General features: G+C 70.8%; 23 protein-coding genes. 10 read left to right on the top strand and 13 right to left on the bottom strand.

Going from position 1 to position 22,247, the window contains the following annotated elements:
• Nucleotides 1-12 precede the first annotated feature (12 nt).
• A complete protein-coding gene (locus tag AB0K12_RS16125) occupies nt 13-2,676 on the bottom strand; it encodes a BTAD domain-containing putative transcriptional regulator (protein ID WP_364560839.1) in 2,664 nt (887 codons plus the stop codon).
• Between the two features lie 112 nt (nt 2,677-2,788).
• Between AB0K12_RS16125 and AB0K12_RS16120 the strand changes: the two genes are divergently transcribed.
• The gene (locus AB0K12_RS16120) at nt 2,789-3,697 is read left to right on the top strand and encodes a M23 family metallopeptidase (RefSeq protein ID WP_364560836.1); all 909 of its coding nucleotides are present in this window, start codon (nt 2,789-2,791) and stop codon (nt 3,695-3,697) included.
• Nucleotides 3,698-3,743: 46 nt separating this feature from the next.
• On the opposite strand, the gene AB0K12_RS16115 is transcribed toward AB0K12_RS16120, so the two are convergent.
• Complete coding sequence (locus tag AB0K12_RS16115; protein ID WP_364560834.1) at nt 3,744-4,547, bottom strand: FKBP-type peptidyl-prolyl cis-trans isomerase; 804 nt, start codon at nt 4,545-4,547, stop codon at nt 3,744-3,746.
• A gap of 95 nt (nt 4,548-4,642) precedes the next feature.
• Here AB0K12_RS16115 and AB0K12_RS16110 point away from each other — a divergent pair, with 95 nt between their 5' ends.
• Nucleotides 4,643-5,686 (top strand): DUF2293 domain-containing protein, encoded by a 1,044-nt coding sequence (locus AB0K12_RS16110; RefSeq protein ID WP_364560831.1) that lies wholly within the window; start codon nt 4,643-4,645, stop codon nt 5,684-5,686.
• A gap of 11 nt (nt 5,687-5,697) precedes the next feature.
• Nucleotides 5,698-6,069 (top strand): MmcQ/YjbR family DNA-binding protein, encoded by a 372-nt coding sequence (locus AB0K12_RS16105; RefSeq protein ID WP_364560828.1) that lies wholly within the window; start codon nt 5,698-5,700, stop codon nt 6,067-6,069.
• A 72-nt stretch (nt 6,070-6,141) separates the two neighbouring features.
• Here AB0K12_RS16105 and kynU read toward each other — a convergent pair whose 3' ends face one another.
• From kynU to AB0K12_RS16080, 5 genes are read right to left on the bottom strand one after another with little or no spacing between them, the layout of a single operon-like run.
• Nucleotides 6,142-7,335, bottom strand: coding sequence for a kynureninase (gene kynU, locus AB0K12_RS16100; protein ID WP_364560825.1), 1,194 nt, complete (start codon nt 7,333-7,335; stop codon nt 6,142-6,144).
• Nucleotides 7,336-7,349: 14 nt separating this feature from the next.
• Nucleotides 7,350-7,553 (bottom strand): hypothetical protein, encoded by a 204-nt coding sequence (locus tag AB0K12_RS16095; protein WP_364560822.1) that lies wholly within the window; start codon nt 7,551-7,553, stop codon nt 7,350-7,352.
• 18 nt (nt 7,554-7,571) lie between these two features.
• The gene (locus AB0K12_RS16090) at nt 7,572-8,003 is read right to left on the bottom strand and encodes a RidA family protein (protein ID WP_345392278.1); all 432 of its coding nucleotides are present in this window, start codon (nt 8,001-8,003) and stop codon (nt 7,572-7,574) included.
• Entirely contained in the window at nt 8,000-8,797 is a 798-nt protein-coding gene (locus tag AB0K12_RS16085; RefSeq protein ID WP_364560818.1) for a fumarylacetoacetate hydrolase family protein, read from the bottom strand. The genes AB0K12_RS16090 and AB0K12_RS16085 overlap by 4 nt, the downstream gene beginning before the upstream one ends.
• Complete coding sequence (locus AB0K12_RS16080; protein WP_364560815.1) at nt 8,790-10,199, bottom strand: aldehyde dehydrogenase family protein; 1,410 nt, start codon at nt 10,197-10,199, stop codon at nt 8,790-8,792. The genes AB0K12_RS16085 and AB0K12_RS16080 overlap by 8 nt, the downstream gene beginning before the upstream one ends.
• Before the next feature lie 119 nt (nt 10,200-10,318).
• On the opposite strand from AB0K12_RS16080, the gene AB0K12_RS16075 reads away from it, so the two are divergent.
• The 4 genes from AB0K12_RS16075 to AB0K12_RS16060 all read left to right on the top strand — a co-directional run bounded on the left by AB0K12_RS16075 (nt 10,319) and on the right by AB0K12_RS16060 (nt 12,890).
• Nucleotides 10,319-11,023: a dienelactone hydrolase family protein gene (locus tag AB0K12_RS16075; RefSeq protein WP_364560812.1), complete on the top strand. Its 705-nt coding sequence runs from the start codon at nt 10,319-10,321 to the stop codon at nt 11,021-11,023.
• A 55-nt stretch (nt 11,024-11,078) separates the two neighbouring features.
• Complete coding sequence (locus tag AB0K12_RS16070) at nt 11,079-11,621, top strand: VanZ family protein (RefSeq protein WP_364560809.1); 543 nt, start codon at nt 11,079-11,081, stop codon at nt 11,619-11,621.
• Nucleotides 11,622-11,773: 152 nt separating this feature from the next.
• The gene (locus AB0K12_RS16065) at nt 11,774-12,526 is read left to right on the top strand and encodes a GntR family transcriptional regulator (RefSeq protein WP_355412553.1); all 753 of its coding nucleotides are present in this window, start codon (nt 11,774-11,776) and stop codon (nt 12,524-12,526) included.
• A 121-nt stretch (nt 12,527-12,647) separates the two neighbouring features.
• On the top strand, nt 12,648-12,890 hold the full coding sequence (locus AB0K12_RS16060) for a hypothetical protein (protein WP_364560806.1): 243 nt from the start codon (nt 12,648-12,650) through the stop codon (nt 12,888-12,890).
• 160 nt (nt 12,891-13,050) lie between these two features.
• On the opposite strand, the gene AB0K12_RS16055 is transcribed toward AB0K12_RS16060, so the two are convergent.
• Nucleotides 13,051-14,163, bottom strand: a complete 1,113-nt coding sequence (locus AB0K12_RS16055) for a hypothetical protein (RefSeq protein ID WP_364560803.1) — start codon at nt 14,161-14,163, stop codon at nt 13,051-13,053.
• Nucleotides 14,164-14,301: 138 nt separating this feature from the next.
• Here AB0K12_RS16055 and AB0K12_RS16050 point away from each other — a divergent pair, with 138 nt between their 5' ends.
• Nucleotides 14,302-14,832, top strand: a complete 531-nt coding sequence (locus tag AB0K12_RS16050; protein ID WP_364367560.1) for a gamma carbonic anhydrase family protein — start codon at nt 14,302-14,304, stop codon at nt 14,830-14,832.
• On the opposite strand, the gene AB0K12_RS16045 is transcribed toward AB0K12_RS16050, so the two are convergent.
• Entirely contained in the window at nt 14,804-15,706 is a 903-nt protein-coding gene (locus tag AB0K12_RS16045; RefSeq protein ID WP_364560799.1) for a hypothetical protein, read from the bottom strand. The genes AB0K12_RS16050 and AB0K12_RS16045 overlap by 29 nt on opposite strands.
• Nucleotides 15,707-15,759: 53 nt before the next feature.
• Between AB0K12_RS16045 and AB0K12_RS16040 the strand changes: the two genes are divergently transcribed.
• Both AB0K12_RS16040 and AB0K12_RS16035 read left to right on the top strand, forming a co-directional pair.
• Complete coding sequence (locus AB0K12_RS16040) at nt 15,760-17,091, top strand: hypothetical protein (protein WP_364560796.1); 1,332 nt, start codon at nt 15,760-15,762, stop codon at nt 17,089-17,091.
• Between the two features lie 214 nt (nt 17,092-17,305).
• Nucleotides 17,306-17,467, top strand: coding sequence for a hypothetical protein (locus AB0K12_RS16035; RefSeq protein ID WP_020540796.1), 162 nt, complete (start codon nt 17,306-17,308; stop codon nt 17,465-17,467).
• A gap of 209 nt (nt 17,468-17,676) precedes the next feature.
• Here AB0K12_RS16035 and AB0K12_RS16030 read toward each other — a convergent pair whose 3' ends face one another.
• The 4 genes from AB0K12_RS16030 to AB0K12_RS16015 form a co-directional block, all read right to left on the bottom strand.
• The gene (locus AB0K12_RS16030) at nt 17,677-17,958 is read right to left on the bottom strand and encodes a metal-sensitive transcriptional regulator (protein WP_080044376.1); all 282 of its coding nucleotides are present in this window, start codon (nt 17,956-17,958) and stop codon (nt 17,677-17,679) included.
• Nucleotides 17,959-17,996: 38 nt separating this feature from the next.
• A complete protein-coding gene (locus AB0K12_RS16025) occupies nt 17,997-19,058 on the bottom strand; it encodes a glycosyltransferase (protein ID WP_364560793.1) in 1,062 nt (353 codons plus the stop codon).
• Nucleotides 19,055-19,858 (bottom strand): hypothetical protein, encoded by an 804-nt coding sequence (locus tag AB0K12_RS16020; RefSeq protein ID WP_364560790.1) that lies wholly within the window; start codon nt 19,856-19,858, stop codon nt 19,055-19,057. The genes AB0K12_RS16025 and AB0K12_RS16020 overlap by 4 nt, the downstream gene beginning before the upstream one ends.
• 146 nt (nt 19,859-20,004) lie before the next feature.
• Entirely contained in the window at nt 20,005-22,110 is a 2,106-nt protein-coding gene (locus AB0K12_RS16015) for a (Fe-S)-binding protein (protein ID WP_364560788.1), read from the bottom strand.
• Between the last annotated feature and the right edge of the window lie 137 nt (nt 22,111-22,247).

The following is a 22,247-nucleotide window of genomic DNA, read 5'->3' as shown; positions in this document are numbered from 1 at the left end:
CCCTTAGGCGCCTCACAGGTCGGCGCGCAGCGCGTCGGCGTGCCTGAGGTAGTCGAGTGCGAGGCCGGTTCGCCCAGCCGAGCGGTGCAGCTCGCCGAGGAGCTGCGTGCTCGATGCCTCGCCGCTGCGGTCGCCCAGCTCCTGGAAGATCTCCCGCGAGCGTTCGAGCCCGGTGGAGGCGAGCGCGAGGTCGCCGCCGGCCGCCTGTAAGCCGGCCAGGCTCTGCAGCGCGTACGCCCCGCAGTGCCGGTCGCCCAGCGACTCGAAGATCTCCAGCGCGTGCCGGTGGAACGAGATCGCCCGGTGCAGGTGCCCCATCTGCACGCACACGCAGCCCTCCCGGTGGGCGTCGCCCAGCTCCTGGGCCAGCCGCATGGCCCGGCTCAGCGACTCCGACGCCTGCGCGAGGTCACCCGACTTCAGGCACACCCGGCCGATGGCCTGCCTGGCGTACGCCTCGCCCGGCCTGTCTCCGGTCGCCTCGAAGATCGCCAGGGCGGCCCTGAAGTGGCCGAGCGACTGCGCGTACCGGCCGCGGAACTGGCTGACCGCGCCGAGGCCGCAGATCGAGGTGGCCTCCGCCCTGCGGTCGCCCAGCTCGCGGAAGATGCGGCGGGAGCGGGTGAAGGCGTCGGCGGCCTCGTCGTAGCGGTCCTGGTAGAGGGCGACCTGGGCGAGGCCCCTGAGCATGGCGGCCTCGCCGTACCTGTCGCCGGCCGCGCGGGCGGCGGCCAGTGCGGTGGTGTGGGTGCTCCGCCAGGTGCCGAGGTGGCAGCGCAGGTCCAGGTACGGCACCATCGCGGCGGCCAGCCCCCACGCCGACTCGGCGGCCCCGTTGCCCGCCGCCGTCTCCACGGCCGCGCTCAGCGTCTCGTGCTCCGCCTCGAACCAGGTCACGGGGTCGGAGGTGAGCCGGTCGAGCGTGGTGCCGGGCAGCCGCCAGCGCGGCGCGCCCGCCGCCGTCAGGCTGAAGACCGTGGTCGGCAGCCGGGCCATCGCGTGCTCCGCGGTCGCCGTCCACGCCGCGAGCACCCGTCCCACGGCCGCCGGGTCGCCGCGCTGGGACCTGGCGTGCCGGGCGATCAGGTCGGGCACCCGGTAGCGCGGCTGGCCCATCTCGTCGGTGCCGACCGGGTCCAGCAGGTTGACGTCCACCAGCAGGTCGGTGACGTCGCCCGCGCCGTGGCGGCCGAGCACCGCGTCGATCACCCAGCCGGGCTGCGCGGCGGGGCCGAGCAGGCCCAGGGTGGCCAGCGTGCGGGCGGCGTCGGCGGGCAGGCGCGCGTAGCCGCGGTCCAGGCCCGTCCGCACCTCGCGCAGCTCGCCCAGCCAGTCGTCGTCCAGCCGCTGCCGCAGCACCGACAGCGACCAGCCGGGGCGGGCGGCCAGGCGGGTGCCCGCGTTCCTGACGGCGAGCGGCAGGTGACCGCAGGCCGCGACGATGGCCTGCGCGGCCTCGCGCTCCCTGGCCACCCGGTCCGCGCCGGCCACGCTGGCGAGCAGGGACAGCGCCTCGTCCGGCGCGAGCGGGCCGAGCTGGACGAGCGCGGACCCCGGCAGCTCGGTGATCCTGCGCCGGCTGGTGACGATCACCGCGCTGTCGTTGCCGGGCAGCAGGGGGCGTACCTGGTCGGCGTCGCGGGCGTCGTCGAGCAGCATCAGCATGGGACGCTCGGCCAGCAGCGAGCGCAGCAGCGCGGAGCGCTCGGCGGTCGTCGGCGGCGGCGCCGCGACGCCGAGCGCTCTGAGTGCCTCGGCCAGCAGATTGTCCGGCTCGCGGTCGCCCAGCTCCAGGTAGAGCTGCCCGGCCGGGTACGCCGCGCGTAACGCGTGCCCCGCGTGCACGGCCAGCGCCGACTTGCCGCAGCCCGGCGGCCCCGAGACGACCGCCACGGGATGCGGCAGGCCGAGCGCGGCGACGGCCTCGGCCCTGCCGGTGAAGTCGGGCAGGTCGGGCGGGAGCTGCCGGGGCACGACGGGCGCGCTCTCGTCGGCGAGGATCAGCTCGTACGCGCCGCGCAGCTCCGCGCCCGGCTCGACGCCCAGCTCGTCCACCAGCCGGCCGCGCACGGTCGCGTACGCCCGCAGCGCCTCGGCCTTCCTGCCGCCCCTGTGCAGGGTCAGCACCAGCCGCCCCCACAGGTCCTCACGGTACGGCTGCTCCGCCAGCAGGCCGCGCAGCTCCGAAACCGCGCCGTCGTGGTCGCCTGCCGCGATGCGCCGCTCGATCAGCGCCTCGGCGGCCCGCGCGCGCAGCTCACGGAGTGGTTCGAGCCTGCGGTCCCAGACCGGGCTGCCGGGCAGGTCGCACAAGGGCGCACCGCGCCACAGGGCGAGCGCCGCGTCGTACTCGCCCCGGTCGACCAGCTCCTCGAAGGCCAGCAGATCAAGCTCGGACGCGGTCACGTCGACGGCGTACCCGCCGCCGTCGGAACGCAGGACGTCCCCGCCGAGATCGGTGCGGAGCGAGCTGGCGTACGTCCGCAGGTTGGCCTGCGCCGAGCGCGGCGGCCGGTGCGCCCAGAGCACCTCGGCCAGCAGGTCGGCGCCCACCAGCCGCCCCGCGTCCAGCAGCAGCGTGGCGAGCAGCAGGCGTGGCTTCCTGCCGGAGATCCGGACGGGGTGCCCGTCGCGGCGGACCTCCAGCGGCCCGAGCACGTGGAAGGTGACCGTCATCCGCATCAGCTCCTCTACAGAGGCCTGACAGCCGTTTGTATCGGTTGTGGACAGTTTCTGTGCGGCTCGTGCGGACCCTGGGTCTCAGAGATCCCACGGAAAGGATCACCCGATGAAGCTCTACGGAGCAATGGTCGCGAGCCTCGTGCTGCTCGCCGGCCTCGGCACGGCCAGCCCGGCGGCGGCCGATCCGGCGCCGGAATCGGCGGAGGCCCAGATACTCGCGACGAACTTCCAGCTCCCCTTCCCCTGCGGCCAGTCGTGGACGGGCAACTCCAGCGCCAGCAGCGCGCACCGGTCGTACGAGATCGACTTCAACCGGGGCAGCACCGCGGACGCCGACCTCGGCGACACCGTGGTCGCCGCCGCCTCCGGCACGGTGGCGATCTCGGCGCACCAGGGCTCGACCAACGGCTTCGGCAACCTCGTCAAGATCGACCACGGGGGCGGGTGGTCGACGTACTACGCGCACCTGAACACCCGCTCGGTCAGCGCAGGGCAGTCCGTCTCCCAGGGCCAGAAGATCGGCACCGTCGGCAACACCAGCAAACCGGGCAACAACATCTCGCCGCACCTCCACTACGAGGTACGGCTGGGCAGCAGCTATCCGTCCAACATTCAGCGGGCCGTCTTCAACGGCACCACGTTCGGATACCCGAACCAGACCGTGACCTCGCGCAACTGCGGCGGCTCTGCGAACCCGTACACGCCGCAGGAGGTGTGCGGCTCCGGCTTCAGCGTGATCGACTCGGCCGCGCTCGGCAGCGACGGCACCGTCTACCTGCTCTACAACTCCAGCAACGCCAACAACTGCGTGGTGACGCTGAAGGCGAAGTCGCTCGGCACGGCCACCGCGACCAGCGCTTACCTGGAAGTGCAGGGCAGCACCCGCAAGACGGACTCCGGCAACTTCGGCTATTACGCGGGACCGGTCAAGGCGGCGGCGCAGGCGACCTGCGTCAAGTGGGGCGGCAAGGCCGGCTCCACGGCGTACGACAGCCCATGGGAGCACTGCAGCTGAGCCAGAAGCGTGAACCGGAGGCCGGGCGGCGAGAGGGCCGCCCGGCCTACGCGCTCGTGATCGTGTCGAGGATGTCGATCACGTAGAGCTTGGGCCGCTCGCCGGGCGACGGCACCGCGATCCTGCTGCCGACCCGCTGCCCGGCCAGCGCTCCGACCCAGGCGGCCGGCACCGCGCCCGCCTCCAGCGTGAACGCGCTGGGCCCGCCCCGCCGGTACGAGGAGTCCACGACCTCGCGGGACGGCCAGGACGCGGCGACGTACTGGATGACGACCTTGGAACCGGCGACGACCTGCCTGCCCGAGCCGTCGATGAGCACCCGCGGCGGGTCGGCGGGCCGCAGGTCGGCGGGGACGACCGGCAGCGTGCGGCCGACGAGCCTGGCGTCCGGCGGGTAGCCGCCGAGGATGTCGAAGACGAGTACCAGCGTGTCGTACGGCGAGACGCCGGTCAGCGGCACGTTCGGGCCGAGCGCCTCGGCGGCCGGGCTGACCAGCATGATCCGGCTGCCGGCGGGCCGGCCGATGAGCGACTGCCGCCAGGTCTCCGACACCTGCCGGCCGTCGAAGACGACCGTGGTGGGCTGGTTGCCGTCGTACGTGCTCATGTACGGCTGGTTGCCCTTCCAGCGCCGGATGTCCACGTCGGCGAGCACCACGTCACCGGGCACCGTGCGCCGCCCGCTGCCTGTCGAGAGCACTGTGATCTGCGGCGTCCTGCCCGGCTTGCCCTTGGGGATGGTGACGATCGGCCGGCTGCCGAACCGCCCGGACACGACGGGTTGCGTGCCCTCGTCCGCCAGCCCGCACGAGGTGGCGAGCACGAGCAGGGCAGGCCAGAACAGACGCACTTCTTCTCCTTCAGGGCCCGGATCCGAAGGAGATACTTGCCGTAACCGGCCCAAGGAAAGCTTCGTGCCGCGCCATCACACGACAAACTTGGAGGATGTCCAAGCCCAACCTGGCCCGCCGGGTCGCGCAGGCGGCCGAGATCGCGCTGACCACCCGCAAATACGTGACGTTCCTCGACGTGGTGACGGGGCTGCGCTGGCTGCACACCCGGCACGTGGACGTCTGGCGGCAGGGCAGGGCCGGCACGCTGGCGGAGCTGGCCGCGGTGGACGAGGAGCGGCTGCTCACCACGGCGGCCCTGCTGCGCGACTGGGCGCTGGCCAAGGGGCTGCGGCCGGTGGAGACCCCCTACGTCGCGGGCACCCGCGACCGCCGCGAGCTGCGCTTCACCACAGGCCCCGACCAGAGCCCGTTCCGCGTGCACTGGTTGTCGCCCGACCTGAGCGAGGCCAGGGTGCGCCGGCTCACCGAGGCGCAGAGCAAGGCGCCCGACCTGGTGGTGGTGGCGCCGCTTGAGCCGTTCACGTGCGCGTCCTGCCGTGACACCGGCCCTTACCTGATCATGGAGGACGACGAGCCTCACTGCCTGACCTGCGCCGACCTCGACCACCTGGTGTTCCTGCCGGCCGGGAACGCGGCGCTCAGCCGCCGCGCCAAGCAGGAGAGCGGCCTGTCGGCGGTCGTCGTGCGGTACAACCGGCGGCGCAAGGTCTACCAGCGCCAGGGCCTGCTGGTGGAGGAGGCCGCGCTGGCCGCCGCCGAGGAGCGCTGCCTGGCCGACGAGGAGGTGCGCCTGCGCCGCCGCGAGCGCGACCGCGTCCGCAGGGCCGAGCAGGACGTCGAGTTCCAGGCCACGATGGCGGCCGAGATCGCCCGGTTGTTCCCCGGCTGCCCCGAGCCGCGCGCCCGCGAGATCGCCGAGCACGCCGGCCAGCGCGGCAGCGGCCGGGTGGGCAGGTCGGCGGCGGCCAGGGCGCTCGACGAGAACGCCATCACGCTCGCCGTGATCGCCTCCATCCGGCATCTCGACACCGACTACGACAAGCTGCTGATGGCGGGCGTGCCCCGGATGGAGGCCCGCGACCGCATCAGGGACGCCATCGAACACAAGCTCGAAGAATTCCGCCGGGCCGGTTAGGGTCGGGAGTTATGAGCGACTGGCACGACGTTCGGGAAGAGCTGCTGGCGTTCGCGCTGGGCCTGCCGGAGGCCCGCGAGGACCACCCCTGGGGCGACACCGTCGTCAAGGTGAACAAGAAGATCTTCGTCTTCCTCGGCTCTGACGAGCCGACCGACCGGTGGGCCCCCACGTTCACCGTCAAGCTCCTGTCGGAGGCCCATGGCCACGCGCTGAGCGTCGAGGGCGCGCAGCCGAGCGGCCACGGGCTGGGCAAGGCCGGCTGGGTGACGGTGCCGTTCCTGTCGGAGCTGCCCGCGACCGACGTGCTGCTCGACTGGGTGGAGGAGAGTTACCGCGCGGTCGCGCCCAAGCGCGCGATCAAGGAGCTCGACGCGCGCTGAAGGCCGGCCGCCGCCCGCCCCTGGCGCGAGCGGGCGCAGGGGCCGGGCGACGGGCGGGCGCGGGGCGCGCGGTCAGGTGACGGCGAGGCGGACGGCGTACTTCTCGTCGCGCCACAGCTCCTTGTCCAGCACCTCCAGCAGGGTCGCGGCGGCGTCGTAGACGTCGGTGTAGCCGAGGTAGAGCGGCGCGAAGCCGAATCTGAGCGTGTCGGGCGCGCGGAAGTCCCCGTGCACGCCGCGGTCGATCAGCGCCCGCATCACCGGATAGCCGTCGGGGTGGCGCAGGCTGATCTGGCTGCCGCGGGCGGCCGGGTCAGCGGGCGAGGCCAGCTCGAGCCGGTCGCCGACGAGGTCCACGAAGAGCGCGGTGAGCGCCATGCTCTTGGCCCTGACCTGCGTCATCGGCACGCGTTCCCAGATGTCGAGCGCCGCGTCGAGGGCCGCGAGCGAGAGCACGTGCGGCGTGCTCACCACGAACCTGCGCATGCCGTCGGCCGGCCGGAAGTCGGTCTCGAACGCGAATGGCGCGGCGTGCCCGTGCCAGCCGGACAGCACGTTCTCGGCCGTGGCCTGGTGGCGCGGGTTGACGTAGAGGAAGGCGGGCGCGCCAGGCCCCGCGCTCAGATACTTGTACGTGCATCCGACCGCGAAGTCCGCGCCCGAGACGTCCACCTCCATCGCGCCCACGCTGTGGCACAGGTCCCACACGATGAGCGCCCCCGCGGCGTGCGCGGCGGCGGTCACCGCGGGCACGTCCTGGCGCGCGCCCGTCCGGTAGTCCACTTCCGACAGCAGCACCACGGCCGCGTCGTCGAAGCGCCCCTCGGCCAGGTCACGCACCTCGTAGCCGCCGAGCAACCCGGCCAGCCCCTGCACCATGTAGTGGTCGGTGGGGAAGTTCGCGGCGTCGGAGACGATCACCCGGCGCTCTGGACGCAGCCGCAGCGCGGCCGCCACCGCCTGGAAGATCGCGATCGAGGTGGTGTTGCCCACCACGACCTGGCCGGGACCCGCGCCGATGAGCGGGGCCAGGCGGTCGCCGATGGTGAGCGGCTGCTCGTACCAGCCGGCGTGGTTCCAGCCGCCGACGAGCTGCTCACCCCACTCCTCCTCGACCGTGCGCCGCATCCGCTCCGCCGTACGGCGCGGCAGCGCGCCCAGCGAGTTGCCGACGAGGTAGATCACGCCTTCCGGCAGGACGAACTCGTCCTTGAAGGCCCGCAGCGAGTCCTGCGCGTCGAGGGCGAGGCACTGGTCGCGATCCAACGGTCGCTCCTAATTCATGGCGGAATGGTGGCTATGACGCTGTTCACCCCATTCTGATACTTCCGGGCGTACCAGTTCTGCACCTGATCGTGCTGATCGTTCAGCCGGGACGGGCCGCGCGGCGTCATGACGCGGGCCGGCGGCTCGGCGGCGTACCGGCCGGCCGCCATGAGCACCAGGAAACCGGCCACCGGCAGCCCCAGCACAGGGACGCGCATGGGGAGGCTCCCTTCAGCTCACGCCCGCTCCTGGGGGTGGTAGGCCACCGCCTGCATCTCGATGAGCAGGTGGGGATGCGGGAGCTGGTGCACCGCGACCGTCGTCCTGGTGGGCCCCTCCTCGTCGAAGAACTCGGCGTAGACCTCGTTGTAGCCCTTGAAGTCGTTCATGTTGACCAGGTACGTGGTGATCTGCACCAGGTCGGCCAGCGACCCGCCCGCGGCCTTGAGGATGTCGCCGACGTTCTCGATGACCGCCCTGGTCTGGGCGCGGATGTCGAGGCTGGTGGCGCCGTACCTGTCCACCTCGACGCCGACGAAGCTGTCGTCGGGCCTGCGGCAGCTCGTGCCCGACACGTACAGGAAATCGCCGGCCCGCTTGACGTGCGGGAACCGGCCTCGTGGCATGGCCTTGCCGGGCACCCGGATGGCCTTGGGCGGCGGTCTCACTTGCCGAACACCGCCCGTACCGAGCCGAGCCCCTCGATGCTCGCCTCGAAGACGTCGCCGGGCTCGACCGGCACGATCGGGCCGAGCGCGCCGGTCAGCACCACGTCGCCGGCCCGCAGCGCGTACTCGGTGCGGCCGAGCCGGGTGGCCAGCCAGACGGCGGCGTTGAGCGGGTGGCCGAGGCACAGCTCGCCGGAGCCGGTCGAGACCTCCGTGCCGCCGCGCGTCATCGTCATCCCGGCCGCCCGCAGGTCGAGCGCGCTCAGCGGGACCGGCGTGCCGCCCAGCACGAACGCACCCGCCGAGGCGTTGTCGGCGACGGTGTCGGCCAGCGTGATGTCCCAGCCGGCGATGCGCGAGTCGGCGATCTCGATCGCGGGCAGCGCGAAGTCCACCGCCCTGATCACGTCGGCCACGGTGTAAGGACCGCCGGTCAGGTCGGCGCCGATCACCAGCGCCACCTCGGCCTCGGCGCGCGGCTGCAGGAACCGCTCGTACGGGATCGGCAGCCCGTCGCAGTAGGACGTGTCGGCGAACAACATGCCGAAGTCGGGCTGGTCGATGCCGAAGCGCTCCTGGAGCACCCGGTTCGTGACGCCGACCTTCCTGCCGACCAGCCGGCGGCCCGCCCCTAGCGCCCGCCTGGTGTGGATCTCCTGGACGGCGTACCCGTCGGCCTGCGTGCTGACCAGGTCCCTGATCGGTGCGCAGGGCTTGCCCGTACGCGCCGCCTCCGCCAGCCGGTCGGCCGCCTGGGCGTGCGCGTCCACTGCCTGGGACCATTCGTCATGCATCGGGCTGCTCCAGTTTGATGGTGATCGTGGTGGGTTCTGAGTAGAAGTCGAGTGACCGGGTGCCGCCCTCCCTGCCGATGCCCGACAGCTTCGCGCCGCCGAACGGGGTCCGCAGGTCGCGTACGTACCAGGTGTTGACCCAGACCAGCCCGGCCTCCAGGCGCTGGGCGACGCGGTGCGCGCGGTCCAGGCCGTCCGTCCAGACCGTGGCGGCCAGGCCGTACTCGCTGGAGTTGGCCAGGTCGATCGCCTCGGCCTCGCTGTCGAAGGGCGCGACGTGACACACGGGACCGAAGATCTCCTCCCGGTTGAACCTCGACCATTCCGACAAGCCTGCCACTACCGTCGGTTCGACGAAATAACCGCCGTCGCGGTGGTCGCCGAACACCGGCACGCCGCCGCCCGACAGCACCTTGGCTCCCTCCGAGCGGGCCAGGGCGTAGTAGGACAGCACCTTGTCGCGGTGCGCGGCGGAGATCATCGGCTGCGGCTCGACCTCCTGGGCGCGGGCGGCCAGGCGGGCGCAGAACTCCTCGAAGATCGAGCGCTGGACGTACACGCGCTCGGTGCACAGGCAGACCTGGCCGCCGTTGGTGAAGACCGACCTCACCGTGCCCTCGACGGCCCTGTCGAGGTCGCAGTCCTCGAAGACCAGCCCGGCGTTCTTGCCGCCCAGCTCGAACGAGATCGGCTTGACCCGCTGGGCCGCGGTCCGCATGATCGCCGAGCCGGTCCTGGTGGAGCCGGTGAACGTCACCGCGTTCACGTCCGGGTGCTCGACCAGGAGCTGGCCCGCCGGCCCGTGGCCGAAGATGATGTTCACCACGCCCGGCGGCAGGCCCGCGGCGGCGCAGATCTCCGCGAAGATCGCCGCCGAGCCCGGCGTGTGCTCCGACGGCTTGACGACCACGGTGTTGCCGGAGACGAGGGCGGGCGCGAGCTTCCAGGTCATGAGCAGGAACGGCAGGTTCCACGGGATGATCGCGGCGACCACGCCGAGCGGCCTGCGCACGGTGTAGCTGAAGGTGCCGGACAGGTGGAAGGCGTCCTCGGGGCGCTGGGCGGCCATCTCGGCGAAGGCGCGGAAGTTGGCGATGCCGCGCGGGACGTCGAGCGTACGGGTCTGGTCGAGCGGGTTGCCGGTGTCGGCGACCTCGGCCGTCACCAGGTCGTCGAAGCGCTCCTCGATGCCCTCGGCCAGGCGGCGCATCCACCCGGCCCGCTCGCCGACGGGCATCGCCGCCCAGTCGCGCGAAGCCTCCCTGGCCGCGCGTACCGCCCGGTCGACCACCTCGGGGTCGGCCTCGTGGACGTGCCTGACCACGGTGCCCGTGACGGGGTCGTGGACGGGGAAGCCCAGGCCCGCGGCCACCGGTCCGCCACCGATGAAATGGGTCAGCACCACAGTCTCCTCATCTCTCCCTCGCTTTCCGGTAGGGATCGGGTACGCGGACGACACGGACCCACCGATCGCATCGTCTCGCCGGATCGCGGCGGGCGCCATGCGCGATGCTGGTGAACATGCAGACCCGCACCGATCGGATCACCGCCCACGACGGCACCTTCGACGTACGGACCTGGCTGCCGGAGACCGGCGGCGGGCCCGGCATCCTGCTCATCCAGGAGATCTACGGCGTCGGCCCCTACATCGAGAAGGTCGCCGGCGAGCTGGCCTCCAGGGGTTACGTGGTGGCCGCTCCCGACCTGTTCTGGCGCATCAGGCCGCACTGGCGCGGCGAACACACGGAGGAGGGCACGGCGATGTCGATCGAGCTGGCCCGCGACTTCGACCTGCCGCAGGGGGTGGCCGACTGCGCGCTCACGGTGGCGCATCTGCGCGCCATGCCCGAGGTGCGCGGCGGGGTCGGCGCACTGGGCTTCTGCCTCGGCGGCACGGTCGCGTTCATGCTGGCCACCAAGGTCGAGCTGGCGGCGGTGCTGTCCTTCTACGGCTCGGCGGTGCCGGAGTCGACCGGGCTGATGGAGCGGATCGACGCGCCGCTGCTGCTCGTGTTCGGCGGTGACGATCCGTTCATCTCGCGTGACCGGGTGGCCGTGGTGGAGGAGGCGGCGCGGTCGCGTCCGAACGTGGTGATGCACATCGAGGAGGAGGCGGGGCACGCCTTCCACAACAGCGAGGCGCCGATGTTCCACCGTCCCGAGGCTGCGGAGCGTGCATGGGCGGTGGCGCTCGACTTCCTCGGCCGGGAGCTGCCCGTCCGGTGAGACCTGTCCGAATGGACATCTTCCGGTACCCCTAGATCATCGCCATCATGGTCAAATGGCGCGGACGTGGGAATTGTGGGGAAACGTCATTATTGCTGGCACCATTGCACTTCCCCTCGCCTTGCTAGCAATCGTGCTGCTCGCCCGCCATCGCGCCCGCGCCGGTCACCCCGCTCCCCTGCGCGTCTCGATCGCCGACGTCGGCATCGCCGTGGGGAGCGCTCCATGGATAGGGATGATCCTCACCCCTGCGGGCGGCGCGAGCGGCGTGTCCCTGGCGCCGTTCAGCGACCTCGCCGACCTGGCAGGTGCGCCGTGGGACGAGGTGTTCGTGCAGGTCGGCGGCAATCTGCTGGTCTTCGCCGCGCTGGGCGCGCTGCTGCCCGTACGCAGCCGCGCGATGTCCTCGACGGCCAGGGTTGCGGCCCTAGCGGCGGCCTTTTCGGTCATGGTCGAAGTGCTCCAGCACGCGCTTCGGCTCGGCCGCTTCTCCTCCGTGGACGACGTCATCCTCAACGCGACCGGCGCCGCGATCTTCTCTTTGGTTACTCGCCGCTGGTGGGCCGATCGAATACCGGCCGGGACCGTTCCACGGTAACGGTCTGCTAAAACGCTGCGGAATTCACCACTCGGGCACGATCCGCTCAAAATCCGCCCGCGACCATCGCCTGCATCTGTGCGATCGTGGACAAGACGGGGCAAGTTCTCTGGAGACGCCACAACCTGGTTGGTGACAGAGGGTGATCAAAGTTGTCTGAATCCCCGGTACCTCACGAGCCCCCTATCTATCGACGCATCGCCGACGGTCTCCGCGCCCGGATTCTTGCCGGCGAACTGCGCGACGGGGACCGGCTACCGGGCGAGAACGCACTGATGGCCGAATACGCAATCGCACGAGCCACCGCCAGGCAGGCGCTTGCCGTACTGATCAACGAAGGGCTGGCGGTGCCCAAACGAGGTTCGGGGGTTTACGTGCGGTTGTTCAAACCGATCCGCAGGCACGGCGCACGCCGCCTGTCGCGGGAGCAGTGGGGTCAGGGCAGGGCCATCTGGGACGCGGACGCACGCGGGCGACCGTTCACCGTGGACGGGGTGGAGGTGGCGTTGGAACGCGCCGCGGAGGAAGTGGCCGCTGTGCTGGACAGCGACCAGGTGTGGGTGCGCAGGCGGCGCTACTCGGTGGACGCCAGGCCCGTGCAGCTGGCCACCTCCTACTTCCCCGCCCACCTGGTCGAGGGCAGCGCGATCACCCTCGCCGACACCGGGCCCGGCGGCGTCTACGCCAGGCTCGGCGACCTCGGCCTGCCCCCTGCCCACTTCACCGAGGAGGTACGCGCCCGCATGCCTCAGCCCCGCGAGAGCGGCCTGCTCGACCTGCCGGGCGGCACGCCGGTCATCGTGATCGCGCGGACCGCGTACACGTCGGGCGGGCTGCCCATCGAGCTCAACGAAATGATCCTGGACTCGGCCGCGTATGTACTTCAGTACGACTTCGACGCCTGATTCAAGGTGATCTGTCAAGCGATAGGTTGACCTGTCCCTCGCGATCATTGAATTCTCTAGAGAGGTGGCGCATCTTCTTAAGAGATGGAACCTCGCCTGGGGCCCGGGAAGGTGGACAGCGGTGTCCTTTGATCGGCATCTCGCCGAGATCGCCCGGGAGCACCCCCAGTGGACCATCTGGCGGAGCGACGCGGGCCGCTGGTGGGCCACGAGACACCATCCGCTGAGCGCGGCGCAGCGCGCGGCCGGATGTGCGATGACCATCGACGCGGACGACCCAGAAGGGCTGCGCGAGCAGCTCAGGGACCAGGAGAGGCGGGCCGGCGAGCAAGAGGTCTGGGGGGCCGGCCCCGCACCTCCATGACGCGGGTGGCGGAGCGTCACGCCACCTCGCGCACACGAGCAGCCCGGTGCCGGGTCCAGCGTCTCGGCGGCCCCGGTACCGGGCCCCCAAATCAGGAGGGGCCACGAACGCGGAAGCCTCCGACCCTATCGGGGGCGGGGGCTTCCGCTCCAGCGGCGGCCTAGTTGCGCGCCCTGGTCTCGGGGACGCGCACGATGTGCACGTCCGTGTCGTCCGAGACGTCCTTGGGCTCTTCCTTGACGGCCGGCTCCGTCTCGTCCTCGACGATGACCCGCACGTCGTCCTGCGGAACCTCGACGTCCTGCGGAACCTCGACGTCCTGCGTGAGCTCGGGGTCCTGCTGGCTCCTGACGTCCCGCGTGAGCTCGGGGTCCCCATGCTCCTGCGGGGGCGTGGGGGCCCCAGTGGAAGCCCCAGTGGGGGCACCAGTGGGAGCCGCTGTGGGAGCCAGGGCCTCCGGCACCAGCGGCCCGGCGTTCGACTCGGCCTGCATGAGGTCGCCGAGCACCGAGCTGATCTCGGTGAGCCGCCGCACGACCTCCGTGTGCGTGTTGCTCAGGTAGTCGACCCGGCGGCCCGCCTGCTCGTCGATCGAGGCCGCCCGCTGCTGGGCGGCGGTCAGCAGCGCGTCGGCCTCGGCCCGCGCGCCCGACACGATCTGCTCGGCCTGCGCCTGGGCCGACGCGAGAAGCTGCTCGGACTCCTCGCGGGCGGTGGTGACCAGCCGCTCGGCCTCGGCCCGCGCGCCGGTCAGCGTCTCCTCCGACTCCGTACGGGCCGCGGTCAGCTGCTCCTCGGCGTCGCTGCCCGCCTGCGCCAGCATGCGCTCGGCGGCCTGGGTCGCCTCGCTCACCCGGCGCTCGGCCTCGGCCTGGGCGGAGGTGAGCATCTTGTCGGCGGTCTCGCGTGAGGTGGTGACCAGCCGGTCGGCCTCGGTCTTGGCCTCCTCGCGCACCCGGGTGGCCTCGGCCTCGGCGTCCTCCCGCTTGGCCTGGGCCTCCTCCTCTCCGAGCCGGAGGATCTGCGCGAGCCGCGGGCTCAGGTCCTCATAGCTCTGCGGGGTCTCGACCATCCGCCGCCGGGCCTCGGCCAGCTCGATCCGGCCCTGTTCCGCCTGCTCGATGGCCCGCGCCAGCCGCTCCTCGAGATCCCGTATCTGGTTACGGGTGCGCATCATGTAGTCGTGGACCTGGCGGCGGTTGTAGCCGCGCATGACGACCTCGAAGGTGTCCTCTTGCATCAGATCGGGAAAGTTCTCGTGCTGGTTCATCATGGGGGTTACCTAAGGGTTTGCGTGAGGCGGGGGAAAACTGCGGGTTGTGAGGGTCTGGCGACGAGACGTCAGGAAACGACTTTCCTGCCATCGGCCCACGTCCGCAACCCGAACGCCATACCCCGACCAGGAAATAAGATGCCTCGAATGTACATAGCAGCGTTGGATGACGGCGCGACCCCGGACATACATCCCGATGCGTACATCGCACCCGGCGCCGTCGTGGTCGGCCGCGTACGCATCGGCCGGGCGTCGAGCATCTGGTACGGCTCCGTTCTCCGTGGGGACGACGAGCGGATCGAGATCGGCGAGGAGTGCAACGTACAGGATCTGTCGTGCCTGCATTCCGACCCCGGCGAGCCGGCGATACTCGAAGACCGGGTGAGCCTTGGCCATAAGGCCATGGTGCACGGCGCGCACGTCGAGCGCGGCGCGCTGATCGGCATCGGCGCGATCGTCCTCGGCGGCGCCAGGATCGGCGCGGGCACGCTGGTGGCGGCAGGAGCGCTGGTGGGGCCCGGCAAGAAGATCCCGTCGGGGGTGCTGGTCGCGGGCGTGCCCGGCAAGATCGTGCGCGAGCTGACCGACGACGACCGCGCCTCCTTCGCCCGTACGCCGGACAACTACCAGGCCAAGGCGATCAGGCACCGGCAGGCGTCATCACTTTGACCAGCACCTCGTCCGAGACCGACGCCTCGTTGAGCGGGTCGGCGTACTCCGGCAGCTCGGGCCGCAGGAAGCGGACGAAGTCGACGCTGAGCTTGAGGTCGGGCGTGCCCTTGACCTGCTTGGCGTTGCCCTTGGCGGGGTCCTGCTTGAGTGTGCTGTAGCTGTCCCAGTCGGTGTAGGCCGTCACCCCCCACTGCAGCACGTCGGGCAGCGTCGAAGGCCAGCGCTGACCCACCTTCCATGCGCCGCCTTCCTCCTTGTAGAGGGCGACGAACACCCGGCCGACCCGGCCGAGCACCAGCTCGACCCATCCGTCCTTGACGGCCAGCTCCTTCGGCTTGGAGCTGCCGTCCTGGGTGTACTTCACCTCGACCTGGCCGCTCTTCTCGCCGGTGCCGGTGGTCACCGACACCCAGTTGGGCTTGGCGTACGAGCCGGGCTGCCTGGCCATCAGCCCGCCGAGCGAGAACAGCCGCTTCGGCCGCCCGCTGCTCCTGCCGCTGACCTTGACCTTGGCGTGCATGACGATGTCGCCCGCCAGCTCCTGATAGACGAAGGGGCCGCGGAAGCCGTCGAACCAGGCGGAGGTCTTGGGCTCCAGGTACATCGAGCCCTTCACGGTCTTGTTCACGTCGAGCTTGGCGATCCTGTCGACGTCCTTCTCGGCGTCGCTCAGCTTGGTCCACATGGACAGGTCGGCCGCGTCGTCGAACTCAGCCGACGCGCCGCCCACCTCCCCGCCGGGCGCCGGCGCGGTGGCGTTCTGTAGCGTGAGAACTCCCGGCCCTGAGAGCGTCGGCTGCGCCGGCGCCTCCGTACCGCAGCTGGAGAGCACGCTGACGACCGCCACAAAACCCGCAACCTTCGCCCTCATAGCGGCCATTCTGCCGTGAAATGCCGATGGATGATCCACGTTCTCCCAGTACGATGACCGCCGTGCCACCCTGGGATGCGTTCACCGCCACGGAGGCGGAGGTCCGCGCGATGGTCGCGGACCCGCGCTGGCAGGGTCTGTCCGTCCCCGATCGCGCCCACGTCCTCGCGGCCAGGATCCTGGTGACGCCCGACGGCGACCGGTGGCTGTTCGGCGCGCACGCGCGCTGGCACCTGCACGACCCCGCCGACGGCCGCTGGCTCCTCGCGCCGCCGCCCCGGCGGCTGCGCGCCCGCAGGGTCGGCCATGCCGCCGCGGTGCTGCCCGACGCCGTGGTGCCGCACGGCTACGACTTCCACGCCGAGCCCGGCTCCACGCAGTCGTTCATCGGCCCCGACGTGCCCGAGGGCCTCACCGAGCAGGTCAGGCAGCTCGTCCGCGCCTCCGGCACCAAGTCCGAGCTCGACTACCCGCTGACGGCCTTCGGCGAGATCTTCGCCTCCGACGTGCCGAGCACGGTCGCGGCCGTGTGGGGCACGGTCATGTGGTGCGCGTACGCGCCCGCCTTCGACGGCAACGAGCGGCTGATCACGGTCTTCGGCGAATACCTGTGCCGGCCGCTGCCCGGTGACGAGTGGGTGCGCTGGCTGCCCGCGCCGCCACTGCTCGACCTCGCCACGCTGGTCGCCGAGCGGCTGCGGGCGGGCCGGCCGCGCGCGGCGCTCAGGCTGGCCGCCGTCATGGCCGACACCGCGCAGATCCTGCTGCTCGACACCCGGTTCAGGCCGCGCGCGCTGGCGCTGCTCACGATGGTCGAGCCGATGCTGCGCCAGGCCGAGATCGGCGATCCGTACGACGACGACGCGGCGCTGCGGCAGGCGTGGCTGGAGCGCTGCCCGGCCCGGCTGTGCCGGGCGCTGCTGGTCGAGAACGACCTCGAAGAGCACTTCTCCCACGCCCTGTACGACCTCGTGGACGCCCTCTCCTTCATGCCTGACCCCCGGGAGGGGGCGGCCACGTTCCTGGCCGACCTGTCCGATTCCGGGGGCGCGCTGCCGGGGCGGCTGGATCACCGGCTGCGGATGGCGTACGAGGAGCTGCGCCGCGCGGGCCTGACGGGCACCTCGGCCGGCGAGGCGACCGAGCCGGACGGCTTCCCGGTGCGCGGCGGCGGCGTGTCGGTGGCGCCCGCGCCGGTGCTTGAGGTGGCGCCGCCCGACCGGGCGAGCGCGGCGGCGGTGCTGGGGGCGGCGTACGCCATGGGGCAGGCGTGGGAGCGGCTGACGGGGGCCAGGATGCCCGAGCGCGGGCTGGCGGGTCAGACGGCGCTGGTGCGCAGGATCGTCCATGAACGCGACGACCATCACCACAGAGGTCACACGTAAACCACTAATACCGCTATTTCCACCTTACCTCGGCTCTATCGTTCTAACACTTCCGATAACAGACATTTAGCTGAATTGTGATCTCGGATTCAGGAAATGATCCTCCTGGGGGCCCCGAGGCGACGAAAGGAATGACTCCGATGGGCCATGTCGCCGGAAGGGCCCGCGCCGTAACCTCGTAGAGGGTGTGGGCTGCGGAAGGAAGGACGACGCGGTGGGGCACGACGACCTGGACTCTCGGGTCCACGACCGTGTCGCGTTGGACGAGATTGCGCTCTACGCCGAGGTGCTCACGGCCGTGGCTGTCAGCGAGCGGCGGCTGACCTTGGACGAACTCGACGACGCGCTCGGATTGCGGACTTCGGCGAGCCGCTGAAGAAGCAACACGATTACTAGCCCCGGGGACCTGGTTCCCGGCCCAATGGGGTCGGGAACACCGGTTTCCGGGGTTTCACATAACTAGTCAATCCATCGCCGGACTATCCACCTCACGGATGAGCCCCCGCTCACTGACGTCGCGATCTTCCTGCGACCGCACGCGCTCTTCTCGTCAGGACCGCACCAGCCGTGTCCTGCGCTCCCGCGTCACGACCGCACGAGCCGCGCGATGGCCGCCGACGCCTCCTTGACCTTCGCCTCGGCCTCGGGCCCGCCGGTGTTGATGGCGTCGGCCACGCAGTGGGAGATGTGCTCCTCCAGCAGCCCCAGCGCCACCGCCTGCAGGGCCCTGGTCGCCGCGGAGACCTGGGTCAGCACGTCGATGCAGTAAGCGTCGTCGTCGACCATGCGCTGCAGGCCCCTGATCTGCCCCTCGATTCGCCGTAGGCGCGTGAGATATGCCTGCTTGTCTCCGCTGTACCCATGCATGCTTCTACGGTACCCGTAAGAGGTATCACCCCGGGGTGCTAGCGCAGTCCCGCGATGAGCTTCTCCCACTGCTCGACGACCTCGTCGGCCGAGTGCCGCAGCGCCGTGTCGCGCGCGCCCGCCGCGAGCGACCGCCGCCGGCGCTCGTCGTCGATCAGCGCCAGCAGCGCCGCCGCGAACATCGGCGGGTCGCCCTCGGGCACCAGCACCCCGTTGTAGCCCGTCGCCACGAACTCCCTGGGCCCCCTCGCGCCCTCGTAGGCCACCACGGGCACCCCGCAGCCCATCGCCTCCAGCACCGCCATGCCGAGGTCCTCGCTGCGCGCCGTGCTCGCCACGATGGACGCCTTGGCGAACTCGCCCGCGAGGTCGGGGGTGGTGCCCATGAAGTAGACGTGGTTGTGCAGGTTCAGCTCGCGCACCAGCGAGCGCAGCAGCCGCTCCTCTGGGCCCGCGCCGTAGAGCCGCAGCCGCCAGTCGGGCCGCTTGTCGGCGACGATCGCGAACGCCCGGATCAGCCGGTCGTACGCCTTCACCGGCGTCCACCGGCCCCCGGCGGCGACGATCCTGTTGTCCATCCGCGAGCGCGGCCAGGGGCCGCCCGGCAGCGCGTCCAGCACGCTGTGCACGGCGGGCCCACCGTCGAGCAGCCTCGTCCACTCCTCCTGCGCCGACTCCGTGGCCGTCACGACGGCGCTCAGGCGCGGGTAGAAGCGCTTGACGGGGCCTGGGACGGCCGGCCTGCCCCACTCGCGGGCGATCCTGATGGTCTCGCGCGGCGCGTGCCTGGCCGCCTGCACGCCGAGGCCCGGCCTCGTGGTGATCAGCACGTCGGACCTGAGGTTGCGCAGCACCCGCCAGAGCGCGACCTCCGTACGGACCTGGCCCCGTGGCAGCAGGTGGCGCACTCCGGGGCGGGCGTCCACGACGCTGCGCAGGGCGACCTTGGGGCTGACGGGGAAGAACGGTTTCTCCTTCTGCCGTCTGACGCTGATCACCTCGACGTCATGGCGTTCGGCCAGCGCGGTGGCCAGGTTCAGCATGGCGCGCACGTCTCCCCGCATGCCGTACGCGGAGGCGAGCACCAGGCTGATCCTCATCCACCGACCTCGATCCGCAACTCGTCGTCGGCGGTGTAGCAGGGTTTGATGAGCACCCCGTCGACCCTGGCCGACGGATAGTGCAGGCGGCGCCGTTTGCCGTCCACGTCGTCGAGCCGCGAGCCGAGCCTCAGCGCCGTGGGCACGTCGGCGACCTGGAGCGCGGGCTCCCACGTGCCGGAGCCGGCGGCGCCCTCGGGGTCGGCGGCGAGCACGTCCACCAGCGACACGGCCGCGTGGAAGCGCACGCCCTGCACGGTCGCCGTGGCCGTCAGGCGGGCGCCGTTCTGCCTGCGGTCGAGGGTCAGCACCGCCTCGTGGCGGGAGTCGTCGTCCTCAAGGCCGGTGTAGGCCAGCAGCCCCATCACCTCGAAGCGGCCTTCCCTGAACCAGATCGAGCGCACCTCGGCCACCGGGTCGGCTTCGGAGATCTTCAGTGCCAGGTAGCCGTTGCGGGTGCGGTAGGAGCGGTAGGCGAGGGTGCGGCGGCACAGCGCGTACGCGTCGAGGTGGTCGAGCGAGAAGCCGGGATCGACGCTGCGCAGCCTGCTGCGCTTGCCCTCGTGGCGCAGGTAGGTGTCCCACCGGCCGGCGGTGAGGCGCAGCGGCTCCAGCGAGACGGCCAGCGTGGCCTCACGCGCCCGCGCGCCTGGCGTGCCGAGCAGCACGTCGCGTTCCACCCCCGTGGTGCGATGCCGGAGAACGAGTTCGGTGCCTTCTTCCAGTGGCTCGTCGATGGCGAGTCGCAGGGAGAGCACGTCGGCCAGGGTGACTTCGGCGTCCGTGACGACGACGCCCATCCTGAGCCCCCTCCCCGTCGAATAGAGCCATGCGACGTTGAGGTTACCGTGATTTTCCCGTTATGTGGATGCCAGATTTCTTCCTGTCACATGCGATGACATGCGACTCCTCCACATCACATGTGGAGGAGTCCGACATGTTACGGTCAGGGCGCGCTCTTGACGGACTTGATCAGGAGCTGGGCGACGTCCACGACCTCCAGCGATTCCTTGGCCTCGCCGTTGTTCTTCTTCTCGTTGATCGCGTCGCCGAGCATCACCATGCAGAACGGGCACGCGGTCGAGACCGTGTCGGGATTCGTGGTCAGCGCCTCGTCCACGCGCTCGGTGTTGATGCGCTTGCCGATGCGCTCCTCCATCCACATGCGCGCACCGCCGGCGCCGCAGCAGAAGCCGCGGTCCTTGTGGCGGTGCATCTCCTGGGTCTGCACGCCGGGCACCTTCGCCATGATGTCGCGCGGCTGGGAGTAGACCTTGTTGTGGCGGCCGAGGAAGCACGGGTCGTGGTAGGTGATCTTCTCCTCGATCGGGGTGATCGGGGTCAGCAGGCCCTCGTCGACCAGCTTGGCCAGCAGCTGGGTGTGGTGCACGACCTCGTACGTGCCGCCGAGCTGCGGATATTCGTTGGCCAGCGTGTTGAAGCAGTGGGGGCAGGTGGCCACGATCTTCTTGACGCCCGCCTCGTTGAGGGTCTCGATGTTCTGCTGGGCGAGCATGTTGAACAGATATTCCATGCCCAGCCGCCGCGCCGGGTCACCGGAGCACGCCTCCATCGGGCCGAGCACCGCGAACTTGACGCCCGCGATGTGCAGCAGCTCCGCCACGGCCTTGGTGGTCTTCTTCGCCCGGTCCTCCAGCGCGCCCGCGCAGCCCACCCAGAACAGGTATTCGGCGTCCTCGGGCATCTTGTCCTCGACGACCTCGACCTCGAAGTCGAGCTCGCCGATCCAGTCGGCCCGCTTCATCTCGGACATGCCCCACGGGTTGCCCTTGTTCTCCAGGTTCTTCACCATCACCCCCGCCTCGGACGGGAACGACGACTCCACCATCACCTGGTAGCGGCGCATGTCGAGGATGTGGTCGATGTGCTCGATGTCCACCGGGCACTGCTCGACGCAGGCGCCGCAGTTGGTGCACGACCACAGCACGTCGGGGTGGATGACGCCCTCTTCGCCGACCAGCGGCTTGTCCAGCAGCGCGAGCACGTCGGTGTCCTTGTGCTCGACGCCGTTCTGGGCGGCCAGCAGGTAGGGGGCCACCGCGAAGGCGTGGTCGCGCTGGTCGAGGATGAGCATCTTCGGCGACAGCGGCTTGTCGGTGTTCCACGCCGGGCACTGCGACTGGCAGCGGCCGCACTCGGTGCAGGAGTAGAAGTCGAGGAAGCCCTTCCACGTGGTGTCGGCGATCTTGCCGCGGCCGAGCCGCTCGGGGTCGAGGTCCTCGTCCTCGAAGTCGACCGGCTTGCCGTCCACGCGCAGCTCGGGCGCGCCGCCCATCCCGTCGGGGCGGCGGGAGAACAGCACGTTGAGCGGGGCGGTGAAGATGTGCAGGTGCTTGGAGTTCACCACGATGACCAGGAACACCAGCATGAAGCCGATGTGCAGGAGCAGCGCGATCTCCTCCAGCAGCGCGCTCTGCGGCAGCACGTCACCGAGCGCGAGCGAGACGAACGCGCCGGAGGAGTAGGGCAGGTTGCCGTTGGCCGCGGCGGCGCCCCTGGCCAGGAAGAGAGTCCAGATGATGTTGAAGATCATGAACAGGACCAGCCAGGCGCCGCCCAGGTGCGAGCCGGAGAAGCGGGAGCCGCGGCCGAGCTGCTTCGGCGAGTTGCGCACGCGGATGATCGCGAAGGCGACCAGGCCGAGCACGCAGGCCACCGCGATGAAGTCCTGGAGGAAGCCCAGCACCGCCCAGGTGCCGATGAGCGGGATGTGGAAGTCAGGGGTGCCGGTGACGGCGCCCTGGATGATCGCGCCGTACGCCTCGATGTAGACGGTCAGCAGGATGAAGAACGCCCACATGACGAAGAAGTGCGCGACGCCCGAAGACGTCCACTTCAGCAGCTTCTTCTGCCCGAACACCTCGACGAGCTGCGCCTTGATCTCGTCGCCCACGTGGGTCTTGGCGTACTCGGTCCGCTCGGGCGCCGGTGGGCCCACGGTCGCGAGCTTGTACAGGAACAGCACCCTCCGGCCGGCGACGGCCACCGCCGCGACGGTCATGACGAGCCCGATGACGGCTACCCAGAGCACGGGTCCTCCCACAGACGACGTTGGCTGTCAGCGTACGGTCACCCGCCGCGCAGGCATGTACCACAATCCTACCCACGAGTAACTTTACTGGCTCACGCGACATACCCTAAGGTCATCGCCCATTCTAGAACAATGCT

This window comes from Nonomuraea sp. NPDC049419 (assembly GCF_040676995.1).
Taxonomy (GTDB): Bacteria; Actinomycetota; Actinomycetes; order Streptosporangiales; family Streptosporangiaceae; genus Nonomuraea; species Nonomuraea salmonea.
The sequence above is the reverse complement of the archived record's forward strand: the minus strand, read 5'-3'. Positions and strand labels throughout refer to the sequence as shown.

Coding starts and splice junctions, on each gene's coding strand:
- AB0K12_RS16125 (WP_364560839.1), bottom strand. CDS start 2,676: ATGACGGTCACCTTCCACGTGCTCGGGCCGCTGGAGGTCCGCCGCGAC.
- AB0K12_RS16120 (WP_364560836.1), top strand. CDS start 2,789: ATGAAGCTCTACGGAGCAATGGTCGCGAGCCTCGTGCTGCTCGCCGGC.
- AB0K12_RS16110 (WP_364560831.1), top strand. CDS start 4,643: ATGTCCAAGCCCAACCTGGCCCGCCGGGTCGCGCAGGCGGCCGAGATC.
- AB0K12_RS16105 (WP_364560828.1), top strand. CDS start 5,698: ATGAGCGACTGGCACGACGTTCGGGAAGAGCTGCTGGCGTTCGCGCTG.
- AB0K12_RS16095 (WP_364560822.1), bottom strand. CDS start 7,553: ATGCGCGTCCCTGTGCTGGGGCTGCCGGTGGCCGGTTTCCTGGTGCTC.
- AB0K12_RS16085 (WP_364560818.1), bottom strand. CDS start 8,797: ATGCATGACGAATGGTCCCAGGCAGTGGACGCGCACGCCCAGGCGGCC.
- AB0K12_RS16075 (WP_364560812.1), top strand. CDS start 10,319: ATGCAGACCCGCACCGATCGGATCACCGCCCACGACGGCACCTTCGAC.
- AB0K12_RS16070 (WP_364560809.1), top strand. CDS start 11,079: ATGGCGCGGACGTGGGAATTGTGGGGAAACGTCATTATTGCTGGCACC.
- AB0K12_RS16055 (WP_364560803.1), bottom strand. CDS start 14,163: ATGATGAACCAGCACGAGAACTTTCCCGATCTGATGCAAGAGGACACC.
- AB0K12_RS16050 (WP_364367560.1), top strand. CDS start 14,302: ATGCCTCGAATGTACATAGCAGCGTTGGATGACGGCGCGACCCCGGAC.
- AB0K12_RS16045 (WP_364560799.1), bottom strand. CDS start 15,706: ATGAGGGCGAAGGTTGCGGGTTTTGTGGCGGTCGTCAGCGTGCTCTCC.
- AB0K12_RS16040 (WP_364560796.1), top strand. CDS start 15,760: ATGACCGCCGTGCCACCCTGGGATGCGTTCACCGCCACGGAGGCGGAG.
- AB0K12_RS16030 (WP_080044376.1), bottom strand. CDS start 17,958: ATGCATGGGTACAGCGGAGACAAGCAGGCATATCTCACGCGCCTACGG.
- AB0K12_RS16025 (WP_364560793.1), bottom strand. CDS start 19,058: ATGAGGATCAGCCTGGTGCTCGCCTCCGCGTACGGCATGCGGGGAGAC.
- AB0K12_RS16020 (WP_364560790.1), bottom strand. CDS start 19,858: ATGGGCGTCGTCGTCACGGACGCCGAAGTCACCCTGGCCGACGTGCTC.